Source organism: Candidatus Streptomyces philanthi, assembly GCF_059553635.1.
This window is the reverse complement of record NZ_JCANQV010000098.1, coordinates 1-20159: the sequence shown is the minus strand read 5'-3', so window position 1 is coordinate 20159 and position 20159 is coordinate 1. Positions and strand designations below refer to the sequence as shown.

General features: G+C 71.0%; 21 protein-coding genes. 12 read left to right on the top strand and 9 right to left on the bottom strand.

The window, feature by feature from the left end; all coding sequences use genetic code 11:
* The 3 genes from AC51EU_RS14360 to AC51EU_RS14350 all read left to right on the top strand — a co-directional run.
* Window positions 1–209: helix-turn-helix domain-containing protein (locus tag AC51EU_RS14360; RefSeq protein WP_496267282.1), on the top strand; the 209-nt coding region annotated here is incomplete at its 5' end.
* A gap of 10 nt (window positions 210–219) precedes the next feature.
* Complete coding sequence (locus AC51EU_RS14355) at window positions 220–1137, top strand: glutaminase (RefSeq protein ID WP_496267281.1); 918 nt, start codon at window positions 220–222, stop codon at window positions 1135–1137.
* A gap of 76 nt (window positions 1138–1213) precedes the next feature.
* The gene (locus AC51EU_RS14350; protein ID WP_496267280.1) at window positions 1214–1435 is read left to right on the top strand and encodes a hypothetical protein; all 222 of its coding nucleotides are present in this window, start codon (window positions 1214–1216) and stop codon (window positions 1433–1435) included.
* A gap of 31 nt (window positions 1436–1466) precedes the next feature.
* On the opposite strand, the gene AC51EU_RS14345 is transcribed toward AC51EU_RS14350, so the two are convergent.
* The 3 genes from AC51EU_RS14345 to AC51EU_RS14335 form a co-directional block, all read right to left on the bottom strand.
* Entirely contained in the window at window positions 1467–1883 is a 417-nt protein-coding gene (locus AC51EU_RS14345) for a VOC family protein (protein WP_496267279.1), read from the bottom strand.
* A gap of 64 nt (window positions 1884–1947) precedes the next feature.
* A complete protein-coding gene (locus tag AC51EU_RS14340) occupies window positions 1948–2886 on the bottom strand; it encodes a beta-ketoacyl-ACP synthase III (protein WP_496267278.1) in 939 nt (312 codons plus the stop codon).
* A 224-nt stretch (window positions 2887–3110) separates the two neighbouring features.
* Complete coding sequence (locus AC51EU_RS14335) at window positions 3111–5441, bottom strand: heavy metal translocating P-type ATPase (RefSeq protein ID WP_496267277.1); 2331 nt, start codon at window positions 5439–5441, stop codon at window positions 3111–3113.
* 257 nt (window positions 5442–5698) lie between these two features.
* On the opposite strand from AC51EU_RS14335, the gene AC51EU_RS14330 reads away from it, so the two are divergent.
* Entirely contained in the window at window positions 5699–6772 is a 1074-nt protein-coding gene (locus AC51EU_RS14330) for a magnesium and cobalt transport protein CorA (RefSeq protein ID WP_496267284.1), read from the top strand.
* Window positions 6773–6999: 227 nt separating this feature from the next.
* Here AC51EU_RS14330 and snpA read toward each other — a convergent pair whose 3' ends face one another.
* Window positions 7000–7659: a snapalysin gene (snpA, locus tag AC51EU_RS14325; RefSeq protein ID WP_496267276.1), complete on the bottom strand. Its 660-nt coding sequence runs from the start codon at window positions 7657–7659 to the stop codon at window positions 7000–7002.
* 220 nt (window positions 7660–7879) lie between these two features.
* Between snpA and AC51EU_RS14320 the strand changes: the two genes are divergently transcribed.
* Window positions 7880–8839 (top strand): LysR family transcriptional regulator, encoded by a 960-nt coding sequence (locus tag AC51EU_RS14320; RefSeq protein ID WP_496267275.1) that lies wholly within the window; start codon window positions 7880–7882, stop codon window positions 8837–8839.
* A gap of 527 nt (window positions 8840–9366) precedes the next feature.
* Here AC51EU_RS14320 and sodN read toward each other — a convergent pair.
* On the bottom strand, window positions 9367–9762 hold the full coding sequence (gene sodN, locus AC51EU_RS14315) for a superoxide dismutase, Ni (RefSeq protein ID WP_496267274.1): 396 nt from the start codon (window positions 9760–9762) through the stop codon (window positions 9367–9369).
* 207 nt (window positions 9763–9969) lie between these two features.
* Between sodN and sodX the strand changes: the two genes are divergently transcribed.
* On the top strand, window positions 9970–10407 hold the full coding sequence (sodX, locus tag AC51EU_RS14310) for a nickel-type superoxide dismutase maturation protease (protein ID WP_496267273.1): 438 nt from the start codon (window positions 9970–9972) through the stop codon (window positions 10405–10407).
* Here the strand turns inward: sodX and AC51EU_RS14305 are convergent.
* Window positions 10320–10940 (bottom strand): CGNR zinc finger domain-containing protein, encoded by a 621-nt coding sequence (locus AC51EU_RS14305; RefSeq protein ID WP_496267272.1) that lies wholly within the window; start codon window positions 10938–10940, stop codon window positions 10320–10322. The two genes, sodX and AC51EU_RS14305, sit on opposite strands and share 88 nt — an antisense overlap.
* A 98-nt stretch (window positions 10941–11038) precedes the next feature.
* On the opposite strand from AC51EU_RS14305, the gene AC51EU_RS14300 reads away from it, so the two are divergent.
* The 5 genes from AC51EU_RS14300 to AC51EU_RS14280 all read left to right on the top strand — a co-directional run bounded on the left by AC51EU_RS14300 (window position 11039) and on the right by AC51EU_RS14280 (window position 15617).
* On the top strand, window positions 11039–11800 hold the full coding sequence (locus tag AC51EU_RS14300; protein WP_496267271.1) for a class I SAM-dependent methyltransferase: 762 nt from the start codon (window positions 11039–11041) through the stop codon (window positions 11798–11800).
* 322 nt (window positions 11801–12122) lie between these two features.
* On the top strand, window positions 12123–12875 hold the full coding sequence (locus AC51EU_RS14295; protein ID WP_496267270.1) for a DUF6879 family protein: 753 nt from the start codon (window positions 12123–12125) through the stop codon (window positions 12873–12875).
* The gene (locus AC51EU_RS14290) at window positions 12872–13717 is read left to right on the top strand and encodes a helix-turn-helix domain-containing protein (RefSeq protein WP_496267269.1); all 846 of its coding nucleotides are present in this window, start codon (window positions 12872–12874) and stop codon (window positions 13715–13717) included. Before AC51EU_RS14295 ends, AC51EU_RS14290 begins: the two co-directional genes overlap by 4 nt.
* Window positions 13718–13909: 192 nt before the next feature.
* The gene (locus AC51EU_RS14285) at window positions 13910–15031 is read left to right on the top strand and encodes an adenosylhomocysteinase (protein WP_496267268.1); all 1122 of its coding nucleotides are present in this window, start codon (window positions 13910–13912) and stop codon (window positions 15029–15031) included.
* A gap of 4 nt (window positions 15032–15035) precedes the next feature.
* Window positions 15036–15617, top strand: coding sequence for an NUDIX hydrolase (locus tag AC51EU_RS14280; RefSeq protein ID WP_496267267.1), 582 nt, complete (start codon window positions 15036–15038; stop codon window positions 15615–15617).
* 100 nt (window positions 15618–15717) lie between these two features.
* On the opposite strand, the gene AC51EU_RS14275 is transcribed toward AC51EU_RS14280, so the two are convergent.
* From AC51EU_RS14275 to AC51EU_RS14265, 3 genes are all read right to left on the bottom strand, one after another.
* Window positions 15718–16470 carry an amino acid ABC transporter ATP-binding protein gene (locus AC51EU_RS14275; protein ID WP_496267283.1) on the bottom strand — a complete coding sequence of 251 codons (753 nt, stop codon included), beginning with the start codon at window positions 16468–16470 and terminating at the stop codon, window positions 15718–15720.
* Between the two features lie 23 nt (window positions 16471–16493).
* Window positions 16494–17435: an amino acid ABC transporter permease gene (locus tag AC51EU_RS14270; protein ID WP_496267266.1), complete on the bottom strand. Its 942-nt coding sequence runs from the start codon at window positions 17433–17435 to the stop codon at window positions 16494–16496.
* A gap of 61 nt (window positions 17436–17496) precedes the next feature.
* Complete coding sequence (locus AC51EU_RS14265; protein ID WP_496267265.1) at window positions 17497–18471, bottom strand: ABC transporter substrate-binding protein; 975 nt, start codon at window positions 18469–18471, stop codon at window positions 17497–17499.
* Window positions 18472–18987: 516 nt separating this feature from the next.
* On the opposite strand from AC51EU_RS14265, the gene AC51EU_RS14260 reads away from it, so the two are divergent.
* Window positions 18988–20159, top strand: a 1172-nt coding sequence (locus AC51EU_RS14260) for an NAD(P)-dependent malic enzyme (protein WP_496267264.1), incomplete at its 3' end; no start/stop codon positions are given.

The following is a 20159-nucleotide window of genomic DNA, read 5'->3' as shown; positions in this document are numbered from 1 at the left end:
TGCACCGGCACTGCCTGGACGCGTTCGGCTACGGGCCCAAGACGCTCGCCCGGGTGCTGCGCCTCGTCCGGGCCCTGCGGCTGGCACGCGACGGCGTCCCCTACGCCGAGGTGGCGGCCCGCGCCGGGTACGCGGACCAGGCCCATCTGGCCCGTGACGTGCGGGCTCTGGCGGGGGCTCCGATGGGGGCGGTCCTGCGCGCGGGTTAACGTGTCCGTTATGGACTACCAGGCCGTACTTGAGGAGGTAGCGGCCTTTGCGCGGCCGTTCGCGGGACAGGGACAGGTCGCCGACTACATACCGGCGCTGGCGCGGGTGGACGCCGACCGCTTCGGCATAGCCCTCGCCGACACCCACGGCGATGTGTACGGCGCCGGCGACTGGGAGGTCCCCTTCTCCGTCCAGTCGATGTCCAAGCTGTTCTCGCTGGCCCTCGTGATGGCCAACGCGCACGACCAGGACGACATCTGGAAGCGCGTGGGCCGGGAACCGTCCGGGACGCCGTTCAACTCCCTCGTCCAGCTGGAGTGGGAGAACGGCATCCCCCGCAACCCCTTCATCAACGCGGGCGCGCTGGTCGTCACCGACCGGCTCCAGACCCTCACCGGTGACGCGAGCACCACGATGCTGCACTTCCTGCGGGAGGAGAGCGGCAACCCCGATCTCGCCTTCGACCAGGTGGTGGCCGACTCCGAGGCCGCCCACGGGGACCGCAACGCCGCGCTGGCGCACTTCATGGCGTCCTTCGGCAACCTGGAGAACCCGGTCCCCAGCGTCATCGAGCACTACTTCTGGCAGTGCTCGATCGAGATGAGCTGCCGGGACCTCGCGACGGCGGGCGGCTTCCTGGCCCGCCACGGCCTGCGGGCCGACGGCAGCAGGCTCCTCCAGGCCCGCGAGGCCAAGCGGATCAACGCGGTCATGCTGACCTGCGGCACGTACGACGCGGCCGGGGAGTTCGCCTACCGGGTCGGGCTGCCGGCCAAGAGCGGGGTGGGCGGCGGCATCATCGCGGTGGTGCCGGGACGCTGCACGCTGTGCGTGTGGAGTCCGGGTCTGGACCGGCGCGGCAACTCCGTCGCGGGCGCGGCGGCCCTGGACCACTTCACGACGCTGACCGGCTGGTCGGTGTTCTGACGCGCGGCCCGGCGGCGGGCGCTGCGTTGTGGGGGCCCGCACGGCGGCGCATCGTGGGCGTAGGAGGTGCAGTGCCATGGAGCACGAGATGCGCGCCGAATACGCGGAAGGGATCACGCCCGGGGCCGATGCCCCGGTGAAGAACTGGCACATGGTCCGCAGGCACGGCATCAAGGCGATGTGCGGGCGGATGCTGTCCGAGGACGCCGCCACCCGGACGGCCGAAGCCTGGGGCACGCCCGAGGGGGAGCCGTTCTGCTTCGTCTGCGGCGCGATGTATCTGCGCGAGGTGCCGTAGCGGGGGCGGGCGGCCGCCCCCGCCACGGTGTCTAGTGGTTCTCTTCCAACGGGGCGAAGAGTTCCACGCCGTGTCCGTCCGGGTCCTGGACGACGGCGTAGCGCTGCCCCCAGAACGCGTCCCATGGGGCCTTCTCGCTGGTGTACCCGGCGGCGGTCAGCTCGGCGTGGACCCGGTCGACGCCGGCCGGGCCGTCGCAGGCGAACGCCAGGCCCCTGGGGGCACCGGCCTGCGGCGGTGTCCACTCCGGGTCGATGGCGCGGGCCGTCTCGTGGGTGTCCCACATCAGCCGCAGCCCGCCCGGGAGGGCCGCCTCCGCGTGCGGGGCGGTGTCCGCCTCGGCGGGTACGTCGAGGCCGAGACGGCGGTAGAAGGCGAGGGAGGCGGCCATGTCGGCCACGGTGAGGCCGATGGCCGCGAGGCGGGGGAGGGGCGGTGTCGCTGTCATGCGGCGAGCGTAGGCAGGGGTCGGGGCACCGGTCTTGAACGAATCGGACACGGTGCCCCCGCCCTCACGGGCAGCGGATGATCTGCCCCGCGTACGAGAGGTTGCCGCCGAACGCGAACAGCAGCACCGGGGCACCGGAGGGGATCTCGCGGCGTTCGACCAGCTTGGACAGGGCGAGCGGTACCGAGGCCGCCGAGGTGTTGCCGGAGTCGACGACGTCGCGGGCGACGACCGCGTTGACCGCGCCGATCCGCGCGGCCAGCGGCTCGATGATCCGCAGATTGGCCTGGTGCAGCACGATGCCCGCCAGGTCCTCGGGGCGCACGCCGGAGCGCGCGCAGACCGAGCGGGCGATCTCGGGGAGCCGGGTGGTCGCCCAGCGGAAGACGGCCTGGCCCTCCTGCGCGAACCGGGGCGGCTCGCCCTCGATGCGGACGGCGTTGCCCATCTGCGGGACGGAACCCCAGGTCACCGGGCCGATCCCCGGTTCGGGCGAGGCGGTGACAAGGGCGGCGCCCGCGCCGTCACCGGCCAGGACGCAGGTGGACCGGTCCGTCCAGTCGATCATGTCGGTGAACTTCTCGGCGCCGATGACCAGGGCACGGGTGGCGGAACCGGCGCGGATGGCGTGGTCGGCGGTGGCCAGCGCGTGGGTGAAGCCGGAGCAGACGACGTTGATGTCCATCGCCGCCGGGGCGTCCAGGCCGAGCCGGGCGGCGACCCGGGCCGCGGTGTTGGGGCTGCGGTCGGTGGCGGTGCAGGTCGCCACCAGCACCAGGTCGATGTCGGCGGCGGGCACCCCGCCCGCGGCCAGGGCCTTGGCCGCCGCCGCGGCCGCCATCGCGTCGACGGTCTCGTCCGCCGCCGCGACATGGCGGGTGCGGATGCCGACCCGGCTGCGTATCCAGGCGTCGTCGGTGTCGACGATCGCGGCGAGATCGTCGTTGGTGAGCACGTCGGAGGGCTGGTAATGGCCGAGCGCCAGGACACGTGACCCCGTCATGCGTTCCCCCTCTGTCCGTGGGTGGTGCGGTTGTCCGTACATGAACCCTTACCCGGTGGGACGGTGTCCGACCAGTGTCGCCGCCAGGGGGCGCCGGCCCGCTGTGCCTTCCGCCAATCTTCCGGCGTCCCAACTGGAGAGATCCGCCCTTCGTACCTGGTACGACGCACGGCGGCCCCCGGACGGACCGGGGGCTGCCGCGAGCGGGAACGGGGCGCGAAGAGTCAGACGTGCGCCCCCACCGCGCCGGTGGCCGCCTCCCGCGCCAGCGGCCGGAAGCGGCGCAGCCGCAGGCTGTTGCCGACGACGAAGACGGACGAGAACGCCATGGCCGCGCCCGCGATCATCGGGTTGAGGAGCCCGGCGGCCGCCAGCGGGAGCGCGGCGACGTTGTAGCCGAACGCCCAGAACAGGTTGCCCTTGATGGTGCGCAGGGTGGCGCGGGCGAGCCGGATGGCGTCCGCCGCGGTCCGCAGATCGCCGCGGACCAGGGTGAGGTCACCGGCCGTGATGGCGGCGTCCGTGCCGGTGCCCATGGCGAGACCGAGGTCGGCGGTGGCGAGCGCCGCGGCGTCGTTGACACCGTCACCGACCATGGCGACCGTCCGGCCCTCGGCCCGCAGCCGCTCGACGACGGCGACCTTCTCCTCGGGCAGCACCTCGGCGATCACGTCGTCGATGCCGACCTCGGCCGCCACCGCCTCGGCCACCGCCCGGTTGTCCCCGGTCAGCAGGACCGGCGTCAACCCCAGCGCCCGCAGCCTGCGCACCGCCTCGGCGCTGGTCGGCTTGACCGCGTCGGAGACGACGAGGACCGCGCGCGGCGCGCCGTCCCAGCCGACGACGACCGCGGTCCGGCCGGCCGCCTCCGCCTCGTCCAGGGCCGCCGCCAGTGCGGGCGGCAGCGGCGCGCCCGGCACGTCCCCCGTCCCCTCGGTGAACAGCCGCGGCCGCCCCACCAGCACGTCGTGGCCGCCGACCCGGCCCCGTACGCCGAGGCCGGGAACATTGGCGAAGTCCGCGGGCACCGGCAGGACGCCCGAGGGCTCGGCGGCCTCGGCGGCGGTGGCGACGGCACGGGCGATGGGGTGCTCGGAGGAGTGCTCCAGGGCGCCGGCCAGCCGCAGCGCCTCGTCGCGGGAGACGCCCTCGTCCGGGTGCACACCGGTCAGCGCCATCACGCCCGTGGTGACCGTTCCGGTCTTGTCGAGGACGACGGTGTCGACCTTGCGCGTGGTCTCCAGGACCTCGGGCCCCTTGAGGAGGACGCCGAGCTGGGCGCCGCGCCCGGTGCCGACCATCAGCGCGGTCGGGGTGGCCAGGCCCAGGGCGCAGGGGCAGGCGATGATCAGTACGGCGACCGCCGCGGTGAAGGCGGCCACCGCGCCCGCGCCGGTCAGCAGCCAGTAGCCGAGCGTGCCGAGGGCCAGGAGGATGACGACGGGGACGAAGACGGCGGAGATCCGGTCGGCCAGGCGCTGCGCCGCGGCCTTGCCGTTCTGTGCCTCCTCGACCAGCCGCGCCATCCGCGCGAGCTGGGTGTCGGCGCCGACACGGGTCGCCTCGACGACGAGCCGTCCCCCGGCGTTGACGGTGGCGCCGGTGACCGCGTCGCCGGGGCCGACCTCGACGGGCACGGACTCGCCGGTGAGCAGCGAGGTGTCGACGGCCGAGGAGCCCTCCACGACCGTGCCGTCGGTGGCGATCTTCTCGCCCGGACGGACCACGAACCGGTCGCCGACACCGACCTCGCTGATCGGCACCCGGACCTCCCGCCCGTCCCGCAGGACGGCGGCGTCCTTGGCGCCCAGCTCCATCAGCGCGCGCAGCGCCGCGCCCGCCCGCCGCTTGGCGCGGGCCTCGAAGTAGCGGCCCGCCAGGATGAACGTGGTGACGCCGGCCGCGGCCTCCAGATAGATGGCGCCGCTGCCGTCGGTGCGGGCGATGGTCAGCTCGAAGGGGTGCGTCATGCCGGGCATGCCCGCGGTGCCGAAGAACAGCGCCCACAGCGACCAGCCGAAGGCGGCGAGGGTACCCATCGAGATCAGGGTGTCCATGGTGGCGGCGCCGTGCCGCAGATTGGTCCACGCCGCGGTGTGGAACGGCAGGGCGCCCCAGACGACCACGGGGGCGGCGAGCGTCAGCGACAGCCACTGCCAGTGGGTGAACTGGAACAGCGGCACCATCGCCATCAGCACCACCGGCACCGACAGCGCCAGGGAGACGAGCAGTCGGCGGCGGAGCCCGGCGAGCGGGTCGCCCTCCGGTGGCGGGGCGCCCTCCTCCTCGCCCTCGGGGGCCGCCGAGGGGGCCGGGGCGGCGGGGCGGGGGAGTGCGGCGGTGTAGCCGGTGCGCTCGACGGTGGCGATCAGGTCGTCGGTCCCGACGCCGCTGCCCTCCGCGACCTCCACCTGTGCCTTCTCGGTGGCGTAGTTGACGGTCGCGGTGACGCCCTCCATCCGGTTGAGCTTCTTCTCGACGCGGGCGGCGCAGGACGCGCAGGTCATCCCCCCGATCTCCAACTCGATGGGGTGCCCTCCGGTCAAGGTGGTCATGGCGGCTGCTCCTCGGTGAGGGTCCTCGGTGATGTGAGTGGGGCACCTGATGCTCATGAAACACCCGTGGTGCCCTGTGGGCTTCCCTGAGAGGAAACCATATACCCCCCAGGGGTATTCCGTCACGCCGCCGCGCCCCCGGACGCCGGCCCCGGAGGCACGCCCGTCCACCCGATCGCGCCCGCCACCGGATCGGCGGAAGCGGGCCTCGTCCCGTACCGCACGGATTCCCGCCGCGCCATACTGGGCCCGTGCCGATGATCAGCAATCTGCGCAGGGCCGTACGGCTCCCGCAGCCGCACGCCCGCGGGGTCGACCTCAGCCACCCGGCGCGCTCGCCCCTCGGCACCGCCGTCGTCAACTGCGTGGTGTACGAGAAGGGGGTACGCCGCGGCGCCGGCGACCCGGCCGAGGTCGCGATACGCCGGGTCCGCGAGAGGGGCTCCGGCTTCGTGTGGATCGGGCTGCACGAACCGTCCGAGGCGGAGTTCGCCGGCATCGCCGACCTGTTCGGCCTGCACCCGCTCGCCGTCGAGGACGCCGTCCACGCCCATCAGCGCCCCAAGCTGGAGCGCTACGACGACTCCCTCTTCACCGTCTTCCGCACCGTCCGCGAGCAGCGCGCCGACACCGGGGAGGCCGTACGGACCGGCGAGCTGATGGTCTTCACCGGCCCCGACTTCGTCATCACCGTCCGGCACGGCGGCCACGGCTCACTCGGCCCGCTGCGCGAGCAACTGGAGAACACCCCCGACCAGCTCGCCCTCGGTCCCTCGGCCGTCCTGCACGCCATCGCCGACCTCGTGGTCGACGACTACCTGGACGCCGTCGCCGCCGTCGAGGGCGACATCGAGGACGTCGAGAGCGAGGTCTTCTCCCCGGGGAGGACCACCGGCGCCGCCCGCATCTACCGCCTCAAACGGGAACTCCTCGGCCTCAAGCACGCGGCCGCCCCGCTGGCCGGCCCCCTCCACACCCTCGCCACCCGCCCCCTGCCGGTTGTCGACCCGCGCACCAGGACGTACTTCCGTGACGTCGCCGACCACCTGACCCAGGTCACCGAGCGCATCACGTCCTTCGACGAACTGCTCAACTCGATACTCCAGGCACATCTGGCCCAGGTCACCATCGCCCAGAACGAGGCCATGCGCCGGATCAGCGCCTGGGTCGCGATCCTCGCCGTACCGACCATGGTCTGCGGCGTCTACGGGATGAACTTCGCGTATCTGCCGGAGAAGGACTGGACGTACGGCTACCCGCTGGTGATCGCCGCACTGCTGGTGATCTGCTGGTGCGTCCACCGGGCGTTCAAGCGCAACGGGTGGCTGTAGGCCGCTTCCGCGGAACGCCCGTCTGTCCCGGTTCCCTGTTTCGGCGCGCCGACCGTCACCAGCGGTACGGCCATGCCCCGGGTCACCGTCCGCCCCCGCCCACACGTAAGCGGTGGGGCTCACACGGAGCCCCACCGCCTCACCGCACACAGAGGGTGCTTCCCCGGGCGTCCGCCCCTCCGGCCGGCCGTGCCGTCGGGACGTCACACCATCAGGGCGTCACACCGTCAGGAGTTCTTGCCGGCCGACACGCTCGCCAGGCCGTAGGCCCAGAGCCGGTCGACCTGGGCGCGCTCGGTCGCGTTCGGCTGGGTGTTCTGGCAGGAGGTGCCGGGGCCGCCGCCGGACATCAGCTCGCTGCACGGGCCGGAGTAGTGGTCCGGCAGACCCAGGACGTGGCCGGTCTCGTGCGCGACCACGCGGGTCGAGTTGTACTGCTGGTTCTGCTGGTAGTCCAGGAAGACGTAACCACGCCCGTGGCCGTCGGTGCTGGCGTACGAACCGCGCGGGTCGTTGCCCTCGCGGTAGCTGAAGTCGTTGCCGCCGGACTGGAGCTTGACGTTGTTGACCGCGCTGTTCCAGATCTGCGCGCTCTGCGCTATCTGGTTCGCGAACGACGGCGCGCCGCTCGCGTTGTAGCGGAGGGTGACCGTCTTCAGGCCGGGGTTGGCCTTCAGCTTCGCCTGAGCCTTCTTCATGACGGCGTCGAAGAAGGCCTTGTCGTTGGCCTTCGCGTCGGCCGACCCGGTGTAGGCCGCGATCGAGGCGGGAGTGCTCTTGGTGGCGTGGGAGACGGGAGAGGCTGCCGACACCGGCGCGGCTGCGGTCAGCGCGGCAGCGAGGCCCAGACCGAGCGCCGCCGACAGCGCCGTCTTGGGAGATCTCATAATGGGGGGCTCCTTCGATTCCGAGGGCCGTACGGCCGCCGTGTGGGGCGGCGACCGGGACCCAGGGACTTCTTGGTGACGCTGAGTCTGAACGCTGTTCACCTGCTGTACGGAGATTCCATATGGCGATAGCACCGCCCAATACCCGCAGGAAAACCGACCGGTTCGCCCATACCGGAGAGGCTGGTGCGAGGCGCGAGGCCGTCGTTATGCTCCGGGCGTGGAGCTTGAGGTGAGGCATTTGCGCGCGCTGTGCGCCATCGCCGACTGCGGCAGCGTCCGCAGGGCGGCCCGGCAGCTCGGCATGACCCAGCCGTCCCTGACGACCCAGCTCCACCGCATCGAAAAGGCCCTCGGCGGCCAGCTCTTCGTCCGCGGCGCCACCGGCAGCCGGCCGACACCGCTGGGACACTCGGTCCTCTGCCGCGCCCGGCCGATAGTCGCCGACATGCGCGCCCTGCTCGACGAGATCGCCGTCGCCTCCGTACGCGACCGCGGCAGCCGGCTGCGCATCGGCAGCACCGGCTCCCGCGCCGTCGCCGGCTGGCTGCGCCGCCTGCGCGCCCGCCTCCCGGACACCGAGACCTCGATACGCGTCGACGTCTCCGCCAACGCCCTCCTCCAGATGGCCGCCGCCGGGCAGCTCGACGTCGTCTTCGTCCACGAGGTCGAGGGCGCCCCCCTCCAGATCCCCAACGGCCTCGTCGAACGCGAACTCCTCGCCCGGGAACCGCAGTTCATGGCCCTCCCCTCGGCCCACCCGGCCGCCGCCGACCCCGTCGTCAAACTCACCGACCTCGCCGACGACCAGTGGATGGTCGACCCGACGGCGGACGGCGAATGGGCCGGCCTGCGCCGCGTCTGGACCGCCGCCGGCTTCAGCCCCCGCGTCGTCCACGGCGACTACCTCACCGCCTCCGACCTGGTCACCGCCGGCGAGGTCATCACCCCCTGCCAGCCCAGCTCCCGCGCCCGCACCGGCATGGTCATCCGCCCCCTCGAAGGCGACCCCCTGGCCGTCCGCCTCTTCATGGCCTGCCGCCCCGACACCCCCCTCCCCGCCCCACCCGAGGCCCTCTTCACCGACCTCGCCGCCGCCTACCGCGAAATCGCCTGGTCCAGCACCGCCTACCGCACCTGGCTCATGCGCAACGAGGAACTGCTGCCGGTGGCGAACTGAGGGGGCCGGCTCCCGGGCCCCGTCGTCCCACGCGACGGCGGAAGCGACTGCGGGGGCTGCCGCTCACTCCCGCTCCGCCGCACCGGGAGGAACACGACGCGAGCGCGCCCGGACCGCCTTCCCGACAGGCCGACGGAGACGGCGGCCGACCGCGCCGGCGAGAGCGGTCACGATCCGGAGTCCCCTGCCGTGCTCATCGCCGGGCATCGGCCTCCGGCAGTTCGTGCGGGCGACGGCCCGCGGCGGACACGGACGACGTGGTGCTCCCGACGACGTCGTCGGGCCGCCGGACGTCCACGAGCCACGCACCCGGCCCGCTCGTCGCGGCAGGCCTTCCGTCCCCCGTGGACGGTCCACCGCATGGGCCCAGTGCCTGTCCCGGATGCGGCCTGACGGGACGTAGCACCCGCCCCCGAGGCCCCCGAAACCCACCGCGCCCGGCCCCGAGCCCCCGAAGGGGCCCCGCGGACCGGGTGCGGTATTCGACCCGCGGGCGGAAGCCGCGGGCCAGAAGGATCAGAAGAAGATCAAGCCTTCTTGGTCTCCCAGAAGATCTTGTCGATCTGGGCGATCAGGTCCAGGGCCTTCTGGCCGGTGGCCGGGTCGTTGGAGGCCTTGGCGGCGCTGAGGGCCTTGAGGGTGTCGTTGACGAGCTGGTGGAGCTCCGGGTACTTCTCGAAGTGCGGGGGCTTGAAGTAGTCGCTCCACAGCACCGAGATGTGGTGCTTGGCCAGCTCGGCGCGCTGCTCCTTGATCAGGACGGCGCGGGTGCGGAAGTCCGCGTCCTCGTTGGCCTGGTACTTCTCCTGGACGGCCTTGACGGACTCGGCCTCGATGCGGGCCTGGGCGGGGTCGTACACGCCGCAGGGCAGGTCGCAGTGGGCGCTGACCTTGACCTTGGGGGCGAACAGGCGGGAGAGCATGTTCTGTCCTTCCTCGTGATCGTCTTCTCAGGTGCGAGATTACTCGGTGACGGAAGGGTTTTCCCGTCCGGGCCGGGGGTCCTAGGGCGAAAGGACCGGCCAGGCCCGGGCCGGAGGCGGGGTGGGGCAGGAGCGGTGGCTCCGGTTCCGCCGGGGGAGGATGGAGGGGTGGACGGGTCGGAAGGCGGCGGGGCCGGGAGGTGCGGGATGCCGGAGCGGGCGGGTGAGCGCGGGGTGCGGGACGGGCGCGGGGGGCCGGTGGGGGCTTTCGGGCTGGCCGAGGTGTACAACCCGTCGATGGTGCCGACGCTCCTTCCGGGGGATCAGCTGCTGCTGCGGTACGGGGGGCGGGTGCGGCCGGGGGACGTGGTGGTGGTGCGGCATCCGTTCCGGCAGGACCTGCTGATCGTCAAGCGGGCCGTGGAGCGGCGGGACGGCGGCTGGTGGGTGCGGGGCGACAATCCGTTCGTGGAGAACGACAGCCGGGAGTTCGGGGTGGTGCCCGACGGGCTGGTGGTCGCCCGGGGGCTGCTGCGGCTGCGGCCGCCGCGCGGGGTTCAGCCCTCGCCGCGTGCGCTGCTGTCCTGGGCCTTCTGCGCGGTCCGGCCGCTCAGCTCGCTCTCCCGGCGCTTGCGGGCGCGGTAGGCGGCGACGTTGGCGCGGGTCGCGCAGCGGTCGGAGCAGTAGCGGCGCGAGCGGTTGGTCGAGGTGTCGAGGTAGACGTTGCGGCAGGGGCGCGCCTCGCAGATGCCGAGCCGGTCGACGCCGAGTTCGGTGAGGTGGAAGGCGAGGCCCATGGAGGCGGTCGCGGCGTAGCCGGCGGTGGCGTTGGCGGCGTGGTCGGCGATGTGCAGATGCCAGTCGGGGCGGCCGTCGGCGTCGCGGAACTCGTGGCCGGAGATCTGGGGGCTGACGGGGAACTCCATCATCAGGGCGTTGAGGAGGTCCACGGCCCGGACCTCGTCGCCGGCGTCGGCGGCCTCGAAGACGGCGCGCAGCCGGGTGCGGACCGCGCGCAGCCGGGTGACGTCGCTGTCGGTGGCGCGCCGGGCGGCCTGCTGTGCGGGGCCGAAGAGTTCGCGGACGGCCTCGACCGTGGTGAGGGTGTCGCCGCCGCGTTCGGGCTGCTCGGTGTTGACCAGCCGTACGGCGTAGTCCGAGTAATAGGCCAGTTCCACTTGTAGTCCTTACGAGGGCGGGCTATCGTTCACATGCGGGTGCCGTAATAGGCGTTTCCGCTATGAGGGTATTACAGGGTGCGGTCGAAGGGGTTGTGATGAGCGGAACCGTCGTCGGTGCCGACTGGCAGGCGTGGCAGGAGAGCTGGGACCGCCAGCAGGAGTGGTACCTGCCGGACCGCGAGGAGCGGTTCCGGGTGATGCTCGACATGGTCGAGGCGCTGGTGGGCCCCGAGCCCCGGGTGCTGGACCTGGCGTGCGGCACCGGCAGTATCTCCGACCGGCTGCTCAAGAGGTTCCCCGGGGCCGAGAGCGTCGGCGTCGACCTGGACCCGGCGCTGCTGGCCATCGCCGAGGGGTACTTCGCGGACGAGCCCCGCGTCCGCTTCGTCCGCGCCGACCTCAAGGACCCGCGCTGGACGGCGAAGCTGCCGTACGACACGTACGACGCGGTGCTCACCGCCACCGCGCTGCACTGGCTCCGCACCGAGGACCTGCGGGCGCTGTACGGGCAGCTCGGCGGGCTGGTGCGGGACGGCGGCGTCCTCATGAACGCCGACCACATGCCGGACGGGAGCACGCCCCGGATCAACGAGGCGGAGCGGGCGTTCCGGCACGCCCGGAGGGAGCGGGAGAAGGAGGCCGGCGCGGTGACCTGGGCCGAGTGGTGGGAGCTGGCCGCCGCCGACCCCCGGCTGGCGGAGGCGACCGCCGAGCGGTACGCGATCTACGGCGAGCACGCGGACGGCGACACCCCCTCCTCGACCTGGCACCTGCGGGTGCTGCGCGAGTCCGGGTTCGCTGAGGCGCGTGAGGTGTGGCGGTCGCCGAGCGACGCGCTGGTGCTCGCCCTGAAGTGAGCGCGGCCCCCTGCGGCGGGGCGGCGACGGTGGGGTGCGGATGTGCGATCTCGGGCGGCCCAAGACCAAGCCGGTGTTCCGCACCCCGCTGGGGTTCTCCTGCGGTGCGGCTGTGTCCGGGGGAAGGCTGCCGTCCGCATGGCCGGAGCCCTGAACGGCTGACCGCACCACAGAGCCCCCGCGTTCGTCTCCTTCCACGGGTGGCGGGTGCGGGGGCCTTCCGCCTGTCGCGGGGATACGAATAATCGAGAATCACCTCGGACGGACGCCCCTTCGCATCACCATGCTTGCGCTGTTGTGTCCGACCACGAGGGGAACAGCCATGGCAAGACGACTGCGGGTCCTCGGGAGCACATCCGCAGTGGGCGACTGCCCGACGCTCTATGAAGACCTGGACACCGGGGAAGTACTCGTACAAGGGGACGCGGTGACCGACCCCTCGGACGTGGCGCGGCTCAAGTACGTCAAGGAGGGGGAAGCGTTCGTGGTCGTGCCTCGGGCGCTGCTGGCGAATTTCTCGCCGAGGGAGATCACGCACGTGCCGGAGTTCGTGCCGCAGCAGAAGATCAACGAGTTCATCAACGACGGGTTCGAGCACACCGCATGGCGGCTGGAGACCCGCAGCGGGTACGCGTCCGACCAGGCGATGCCGTCGTACCAAGAGTTCCTGCGGACCGGTGACACCGCGGGGGAAGCCGGGCATCCGTGGTTCGCCAACGTGCGGCGCATGGTGGACAACGGCAAGCGGTTCGAGCGGGTACGCATCGTGGACAACCCACCGACCACCGGTCAACGGTACTTGCTCGCCTGTGCCCGGACGAACGTGGCAGCCGGCGAGGACATCCGCCACCTGTGGCGCGACGATGCCGAGCGCCACGGCGTGAACCTCTCGGACTTCTGGCTGTTCGACTCCCGCACTGTGGCCCGCTTTCATTTCGAGGGTGAGCGCACCATCGGCATGGAGCTGATCACTGACCCGGCGGAAGTCCTGCGGGCCTGTCAGGTGCGCGATGCCGCGTGGCACCACGCGGTCTCCCACCGCGATTTCACGGCTCAGGTACCGTCCGCTGGGTGAGTACGGACTTTCAGCAAGCCCGGGTGTCCCTCGGCGCGCGCCTGCGGGAACTGCGCGCCGAGGGCGGGCTTACGGGCCGAGAACTGGCCGACCGGCTTCACTGGGGACAGTCCAAGGTCAGCAAGCTGGAGAACGGCAAACAGACACCGACCGCCGCTGATCTCCGAGCATGGGCCGAGGGAACCGGGAACCCTGGGGCAACGAGTGAGCTCGTCGGCCGACTGCGCGGACTGGAAACGCAGTATCGATCATGGCGCAGGCAACTGGCGGACGGCTATCGCGCTGTGCAGGAAGCACACGGGGCACAAGCCCAGAAGACGTACTCGCGACGCAGCTTCGATCCCACCCTGATACCCGGACTCTTGCAGACCGCCGACTATGCCCGCGCGGTCCTCACTCGATATTCCACGATCCACACTGCTCCCAGGGACATCGAAGCCGCCGTACAGGCGCGCATGGGGCGCCAGGACATCCTCACGGACCAGCACCGGACGTTTCATTTCCTCGTCTGGGAAGGGGCGTTGCGGGCTCGCCCCTGCCCGCCGCCCGTACTCTCGGCGCAGCTCGACCGGATCGTGGCGCGGCTCGGCCCGGGGAACGTGAGGGTGGGGATCGTGCCGTTCGAAGCGGACATGAACGTGCCCGCCGGGGTCGGATTCTCCGTCCACGACAGCCATCTCGTGATCACCGAGACCTGGCACGCCGAAATGTGGTTGGACGATCCGGGAGACGTCGCCCTGCACATCCGTGCATGGGAAGCCCTGGAGAGAAATGCCGTTTACGGCGCAGAGGCGCACCGCGCTCTCATGCGGGCCAAGCAATCTCTGGGCCCGCGAGAATAACCGGGAATACGAGACCTCGACTCCTACCCGCGTTACCTAGCGTTCTGGCGCACAGCGTCAGAGGCGAGGGGCGGGGCGGTGAGTCAGGGCAACGCGAACGCCACCAGGCCAAGCGCCATGGCGCTGCGCGTATCCCGGGATTGCGGAAAGTTGTACGGCCCCACGTTCCGAGCTGTTCAAGAAAGGGTGCTCGTGGAAACAACCGATCGTGCGCGGCTCGACACATATTTCGGCAAGGTTGCCGAAGCGTTCACGCCGCCCGAGCGTCCGTCCTCGCTGTTGATCACTCATCTGTTGTCCGAGCGACCCGCGTTCGTCGGGGCCGTGGGCAAGGTGTCGCACCTGCGTGCCGTTCTGCCCAAGCCCAGGTCCATCCACGCGAGCGCTCGCCGAGAGATCGAGCGAATCGTGGCGTGCGATGAACTGTCCCGCGACATGTTCGGCGACCCCGACACCGCCGTGACGTACCTGGAGACCAGGGCAGCCGGCGAAAGCGTCGTTCTGCTTGATGTGGGCGGGTACTTCGAGCCCTCGCTGGACGCGCTGTGCGAACGGTTCTCGGGAACCGTCCTCGGAGTGGTCGAGGACACCGAGAACGGACACAAGCGGTACGCCAAACGGGCCAAGCTGCCGTGCCCGGTCGTGTCCGTGGCTCGCTCGCCGCTCAAGGACCCGGAGGACTTCCTGGTCGGGCAGAGCGTGGTGTTTTCCGCCGAGGCGTTGTTGCGGCAGCGCGGGGACATCCTGCACGGGCGCCCGGCCTTGGTCCTCGGGTTCGGCAAGCTCGGGTCCAGCATCGCTCGACTGCTGCACGCCAAGGGCGTACGGGTGATCGTCTACGACATCGACCCCGTGCGACGGGCGCAGGCCATGTCTCAGGGGTTCGAAGTGGCCCGGGACCGGGACCAGGCCATTACCACGGCCGGACTCGTCCTCTGCGCCACGGGGGCGCTGTCCCTGCGTGGCGAGGACTTCCCGCAGCTCAAGAATGGGGCCTACGTGGCGACGGTGACCAGTTCGGAAGACGAGCTGGAGTTGGGCGGCTTGCCCTCGGGCTATACCCGCGACAGCGCCGGCGAGCACGTGAGCCGCTACAGCACGACCGGGCACTACTTCTATCTGCTGAACGGGGGCGAGGCGGTCAACTTCATCCACGGCGCGAGCGTAGGACCGTTCATCTTCCTCGTTCAGGCCGAAATCCTCGCGGGGACGGCCATGCTGGCTCGCGGGGGGCTGAATGCCGCCATGTACGAGGTGCCTACCGCCGACCGGGAAGCCATCGCGGCTACCTGGCTCCACTACTACAACAGGTGATCGAATGCCCATCACGGCAGACCAGATCCGTACGACCGTCGCCGAGTACACCGACGCACACCCCGAGGAGAAATCCACCCTGGCGGTCGTTCACGACCTGATCGGCCAAGGGGCCGACGTGACAAGCCGGAAGGAGTTCCGGGGCCACGCCACGGCGGGGGCGGTGGTCATCGACGGCGAGGGGCGGGCACTGTTCGTTCGGCACGTGGCGCTCGGTAAGTGGCTGACTCCGGGCGGACACCTTGAGCCCGAGGACACGGATCTGCTGGGTGCCGCACTCCGTGAGCTGATCGAAGAGACCGGCATCACGCTGAGTGTCTCCCCGGTCCACGCGGTCCCGGTCCACATCGACGTACACCCGATTCCGGCGAACGAGAGCAAGGGCGAGCCCGCGCATCAGCACGTCGACTTCCGCTGTCTCTTCCGGCTGGAGGGCGATCAGGAGGTGACGCTCCAGGAAGAAGAGGTGAGCGGTTACGCGTGGCGCGGCGTGGAGACGATCACTGACGAGACGCTGCGGGCGCGGGTCCTCGCGTCGCTTCACCAGGCGCGTCCCAGGTCTGTGGCCGGCCCCGTCCGTAAGTGAGCGCGGCCGCCGCGCGGTGGGGCGGCGACGGCGGTACGGGGTCCTTGCGGGGGCCGCGTACCGCCGTCGCGCGTCCGGGGACGGGCGGGGTGCCGGGCGGTCACAGCACCTTCGACAGGAACGACTTGGTGCGTTCGTGCTGCGGATTGCCGAGGACGTCGCGGGGGTGGCCCGACTCGACGACCACACCGTTGTCCATGAAGACCAGCGAGTCGCCGACCTCGCGGGCGAAGCCCATCTCATGGGTGACGACGACCATGGTCATGCCGTCGGCCGCCAGGCCCTTCATCACGTCGAGGACGTCACCGACCAGCTCCGGGTCGAGGGCCGAGGTCGGCTCGTCGAAGAGCATCAGCTTGGGCTCCATCGCCAGGGCGCGGGCGATGGCGACGCGCTGCTGCTGGCCGCCGGAGAGCTGCGAGGGGTAGTTGCCGCCCTTGTCGCCGAGGCCGACGCGGTCCAGCAGCTTGACGGCGCGCTCCCGGGCGGTGGCCTTGGACTCGCCCTTGACCTGGACCGGCGCCTCCATGACGTTCTCCACCGCCGTCATGTGCGGGAAGAGGTTGAAGCGCTGGAAGACCATGCCGATGTCGCGGCGGCGGGCGGCCACCTCGCGGTCGCGCAGCTCGTGGAGCCTGCCGTTGTGCTCGCGGTAGCCCACCAGCTCGCCGTCGACCGACAGCCGGCCCGCGTTGATCTTCTCCAGGTGGTTGATGCAGCGCAGGAACGTCGACTTGCCGGACCCGGACGGGCCGATCAGGCAGAAGACCTCCTTGGGCGCCACCTCCAGGTCGATGCCCTTGAGGATGTGGGCGGAACCGAACGACTTGTGGACGCCCTCCGCCTTGACCATCGGGACGGCGGGCTTGCTGGCGGTCATGCGGTGCCTCCGGCACGGTCGAAGCCCGCGGTCAGCCGCGCCCTGGCGCGCTGGAGCGGGGTGGGCGGCAGCTGTCGGCTGGAGCCGCGGGCGTAGTGGCGCTCCAGGTAGTACTGGCCGACGCTGAGCACCGAGGTGGCGATCAGGTACCAGGCGGCGGCGAGGACGAGCATCTCGACCACCACACCGGAGTCACGGCCGACGTTCTGGGCCGCCTGGAGCAGGTCGTAGTACTGGACGGCGATGACCAGGGACGAGGTCTTGAGCATGTTGATGACCTCGTTGCCGGTCGGCGGCACGATCACCCGCATCGCCTGCGGCACGATGATCCGGCGCAGCGTCCTGCCGTGGCTCATGCCGAGCGCGTGCGCCGCCTCGGTCTGGCCCTCGTCGACGGCGTTGAGGCCGGCCCGGCAGATCTCCGCCATGTACGCGGCCTCGTTGAGCCCGAGGCCCAGCAGCGCGCACAGGAACGGGGTCATGAAGTCCGACCACTCGTCCTTGTAGATCGGCATGATGTCGATGTACTCGAAGACCAGGCCGAGGTTGAACCAGAGGAAGAGCTGGACGTAGACCGGCGTGCCGCGGAAGAACCAGATGTAGAACCACGCGACGGTGGACGTCACCGGGTTCTTGGACTGGCGCATCACGGCGAGGATCACGCCGAGCACAATGCCGATGATCATCGACAGTACGGTGATCAGCAGGGTGTTGCGCAGGCCCTTGAGGATGTCCGCGTTGAACATGTACTGGGGGATGGCGCCCCAGTTGACGTTGCCCGCGGCGAACGCCCGGCCGAGCAGCGCGATCGCGGCGACCACGGCCAGCGCGGCGACCCAGCGCCCGTAGTGGCGCACGGGGACGGCCTTGATGGGCTCGGGAGGGGGTGGCGGGGCGTCCGTCGGGGACGCGGCCGACTTGTCGGCGTCGACTGACACGGGGATGGCCTTTCAGCTTTCGGCGGGAAGGGACACGGGCAGGGCGTGTACGGCCGGTGGCTCAGGTACCGCCGTTGATCTTCACTTCCTTGACCGCCGCGTCCTGGACGCGCCACTTGTCCAGGAGCTTGGCGTAGTCACCGTTCTTGATCGCCAGTTCCAGCGCGGCCTTGAGCGCGTCGCGCAGCTGCCGCTTCTGCTTGGGGACGGCGATGCCGTACGGCGCCGCCTTGACGGGCGGGCCGCCGACCATCTGGAAGTCGTTGCCGTTGCCGGAGACCTTCACCGCGTACGCCGCGACCGGGTAGTCGCTGGAGACGGCGTCCACACCGCCGGTGCGCAGCCGGGTCTGGGCCTCGGAGTCGTTGTCGAACGCCTCCATCGCGATGGGCCGCTCGCCGTCGTCCTCGCACTTGGCGGACTGCTTCTTGGCCAGGTCGTGCGAGACGGTGCCGCGCTGTACCGCGATCTTCTTGCCGCACAGCGCGTCCCAGCCGTCGATGCCCTGGGTGCGGCCCTTGCGGGTGTAGACCGAGACGCCGACGTTGAGGTAGTCGATGAAGTCGACGCCCTCGCCGATCTTCTTGCCGGTGTTGCCGTCGATGCCCTCCTGGCGCTGCTTGGTGTCCGTCATCGCCGACATCGCGATGTCGTAGCGCTGGGACTTCAGGCCGCCCATGAGGGTGTCGAAGGTGGCGTTGTTGAAGTTGAGCTTGACGCCCAGTTGCTTGCCGAGGAGGGCGCCGAGGTCCGGGTCGATGCCCTCGATGGCGCCGTTGCTGCGGAACTCCACCGGTTTGTAGGTGATGTCCGAGCCGACCTGGACGAGGCCCTTCTCCTGGATGTCCTTGGGCAGCAGCTTGAACAGCGGGGCGTGGGTGTCGCGGTTCTTCTGGGCCTCGCGCCGCGCGACGGCCGCGTCGGTCTGGTCACCGCAGGCGCTGAGCAGCAGCAGTGAGGCAGCCACCGCGGTCGCGGCGGCCACGGCTGAAGGAGACCTGCCGGTGGCCGGGCGACGGGTGATGCGTGCGGTCATGCTGATCCTCCTGCGGGTGAGGGTGAGCTGACGGGCAACGACCGGGTTACGGGTTGTGCAACCACGCGACCCCGGTTGGTGACGGAATCTTGCCATCCGCACTCCGCTATCCGGACTGCTGTTCAGGTCAAAATCGGATAACGGACGAGTGGGCCGAACGGTCGCCGCCACTGCTGCGCCCGGGTGACGCCCCGTCGCACGTGGCCGGAACCCGTCCCTGTCTCGGCATGCGGACGGATAACGGGCGCCACCTGCTGTTTTGTCCTGAACGCGGCTATTGTCGATGTCCTCGGTCCGCCGGTGCCCCCTCCGGGTCGTCGACTCCCGCGCCCGTCCGGTAGAAAGGTGCGTTACACCCCTCAACCGGGGCTCAGGGCGCGCGTGCGGCGCGCCCGGCGTCCGCACCTCTCCCCGCACGGCGGCCATCCGCCGCGACGGGACACGGACGCGGTGCCCGCCCACCCCCAACAAGGGGTGGCCACCCTCAACCGAATGACGAAATAAGGGGTTCGACAAGTGGCAGCGGAGATCGTCAATCCTCGCAGCGACAGCAGCACGGGCACGGGCGGCGGTTCGGACAACGCCCCCGACGCGTGCTTCGATCCGGCCTTCGCCCTGCACCGCGGCGGCAAGATGGCCATCCAGGCGACCGTCCCGGTCCGCGACAAGGACGACCTGTCGCTCGCCTACACCCCGGGCGTCGCGAAGGTGTGCAGCGCCATCGCCGAACAGCCCGACCTGGTCCACGACTACACCTGGACCTCCCAGGTCGTCGCCGTCGTCACGGACGGCACCGCGGTGCTCGGCCTCGGCGACATCGGCCCGCGCGCCTCCCTCCCCGTGATGGAGGGCAAGGCCATCCTCTTCAAGCAGTTCGGCGGCGTCGACGCGGTGCCGCTCGCCCTCGACACCACCGACGCCGACGAGATCGTCGAGACCGTCGTCCGGCTCGCGCCGTCCTTCGGCGGCGTCAACCTGGAGGACATCTCCGCGCCCCGCTGCTTCGAGATCGAGCGCAGGCTCCAGGAGCGGCTGGACATCCCGGTCTTCCACGACGACCAGCACGGCACCGCCGTCGTCACCCTCGCCGCGCTGCGCAACGCCGCCCGCCTCACCGGCCGTACCCTCGGCCAGCTGCGCGCGGTGGTCTCCGGCTCCGGCGCCGCCGGGGTCGCCATCGCCAAGATCCTCGTCGAGGCCGGCATCGGGGACGTCGCGGTCTGCGACCGCAAGGGCGTCGTCTCCGCGGACCGCGACGACCTCACCGACGTCAAGCGCCGCGTCGCCGGCTTCACCAACAAGGCAGGGCTCTCCGGCTCGCTGGAGGACGCCCTCGACGGCGCCGACGTCTTCGTCGGCGTCTCCGGTGGCACCGTCCCCGAGACGGCGGTGGCGACGATGGCGAAGGAAGCGATCATCTTCGCCATGGCCAACCCCGACCCGGAGATCCACCCGGACGTCGCCCACAAGTACGCGGCGGTGGTCGCCACCGGCCGCAGCGACTTCCCCAACCAGATCAACAATGTGCTCGCCTTCCCCGGCATCTTCGCCGGGGCCCTCCAGGTGCGCGCCTCGAAGATCACCGAGGGCATGAAGCTCGCCGCCGCCGAGGCCCTGGCCGCCGTCGTCGCCGACGAGCTGAGCGCCGAGTGCGTCATCCCCTCGCCGTTCGACGAGCGCGTCGCCCC

Bases quoted from the DNA above. Each gene is read 5' to 3' on its own strand.
- AC51EU_RS14355 (WP_496267281.1), top strand. From the start codon at position 220: ATGGACTACCAGGCCGTACTTGAGGAGGTAGCGGCCTTTGCGCGGCCG.
- AC51EU_RS14345 (WP_496267279.1), bottom strand. From the start codon at position 1,883: ATGACAGCGACACCGCCCCTCCCCCGCCTCGCGGCCATCGGCCTCACC.
- AC51EU_RS14330 (WP_496267284.1), top strand. From the start codon at position 5,699: ATGATCAGCAATCTGCGCAGGGCCGTACGGCTCCCGCAGCCGCACGCC.
- AC51EU_RS14350 (WP_496267280.1), top strand. From the start codon at position 1,214: ATGGAGCACGAGATGCGCGCCGAATACGCGGAAGGGATCACGCCCGGG.
- snpA (WP_496267276.1), bottom strand. From the start codon at position 7,659: ATGAGATCTCCCAAGACGGCGCTGTCGGCGGCGCTCGGTCTGGGCCTC.
- AC51EU_RS14300 (WP_496267271.1), top strand. From the start codon at position 11,039: ATGAGCGGAACCGTCGTCGGTGCCGACTGGCAGGCGTGGCAGGAGAGC.
- AC51EU_RS14275 (WP_496267283.1), bottom strand. From the start codon at position 16,470: ATGGTCAAGGCGGAGGGCGTCCACAAGTCGTTCGGTTCCGCCCACATC.
- AC51EU_RS14340 (WP_496267278.1), bottom strand. From the start codon at position 2,886: ATGACGGGGTCACGTGTCCTGGCGCTCGGCCATTACCAGCCCTCCGAC.
- AC51EU_RS14265 (WP_496267265.1), bottom strand. From the start codon at position 18,471: ATGACCGCACGCATCACCCGTCGCCCGGCCACCGGCAGGTCTCCTTCA.
- AC51EU_RS14280 (WP_496267267.1), top strand. From the start codon at position 15,036: ATGCCCATCACGGCAGACCAGATCCGTACGACCGTCGCCGAGTACACC.
- sodX (WP_496267273.1), top strand. From the start codon at position 9,970: ATGCCGGAGCGGGCGGGTGAGCGCGGGGTGCGGGACGGGCGCGGGGGG.
- AC51EU_RS14335 (WP_496267277.1), bottom strand. From the start codon at position 5,441: ATGACCACCTTGACCGGAGGGCACCCCATCGAGTTGGAGATCGGGGGG.
- sodN (WP_496267274.1), bottom strand. From the start codon at position 9,762: ATGCTCTCCCGCCTGTTCGCCCCCAAGGTCAAGGTCAGCGCCCACTGC.
- AC51EU_RS14295 (WP_496267270.1), top strand. From the start codon at position 12,123: ATGGCAAGACGACTGCGGGTCCTCGGGAGCACATCCGCAGTGGGCGAC.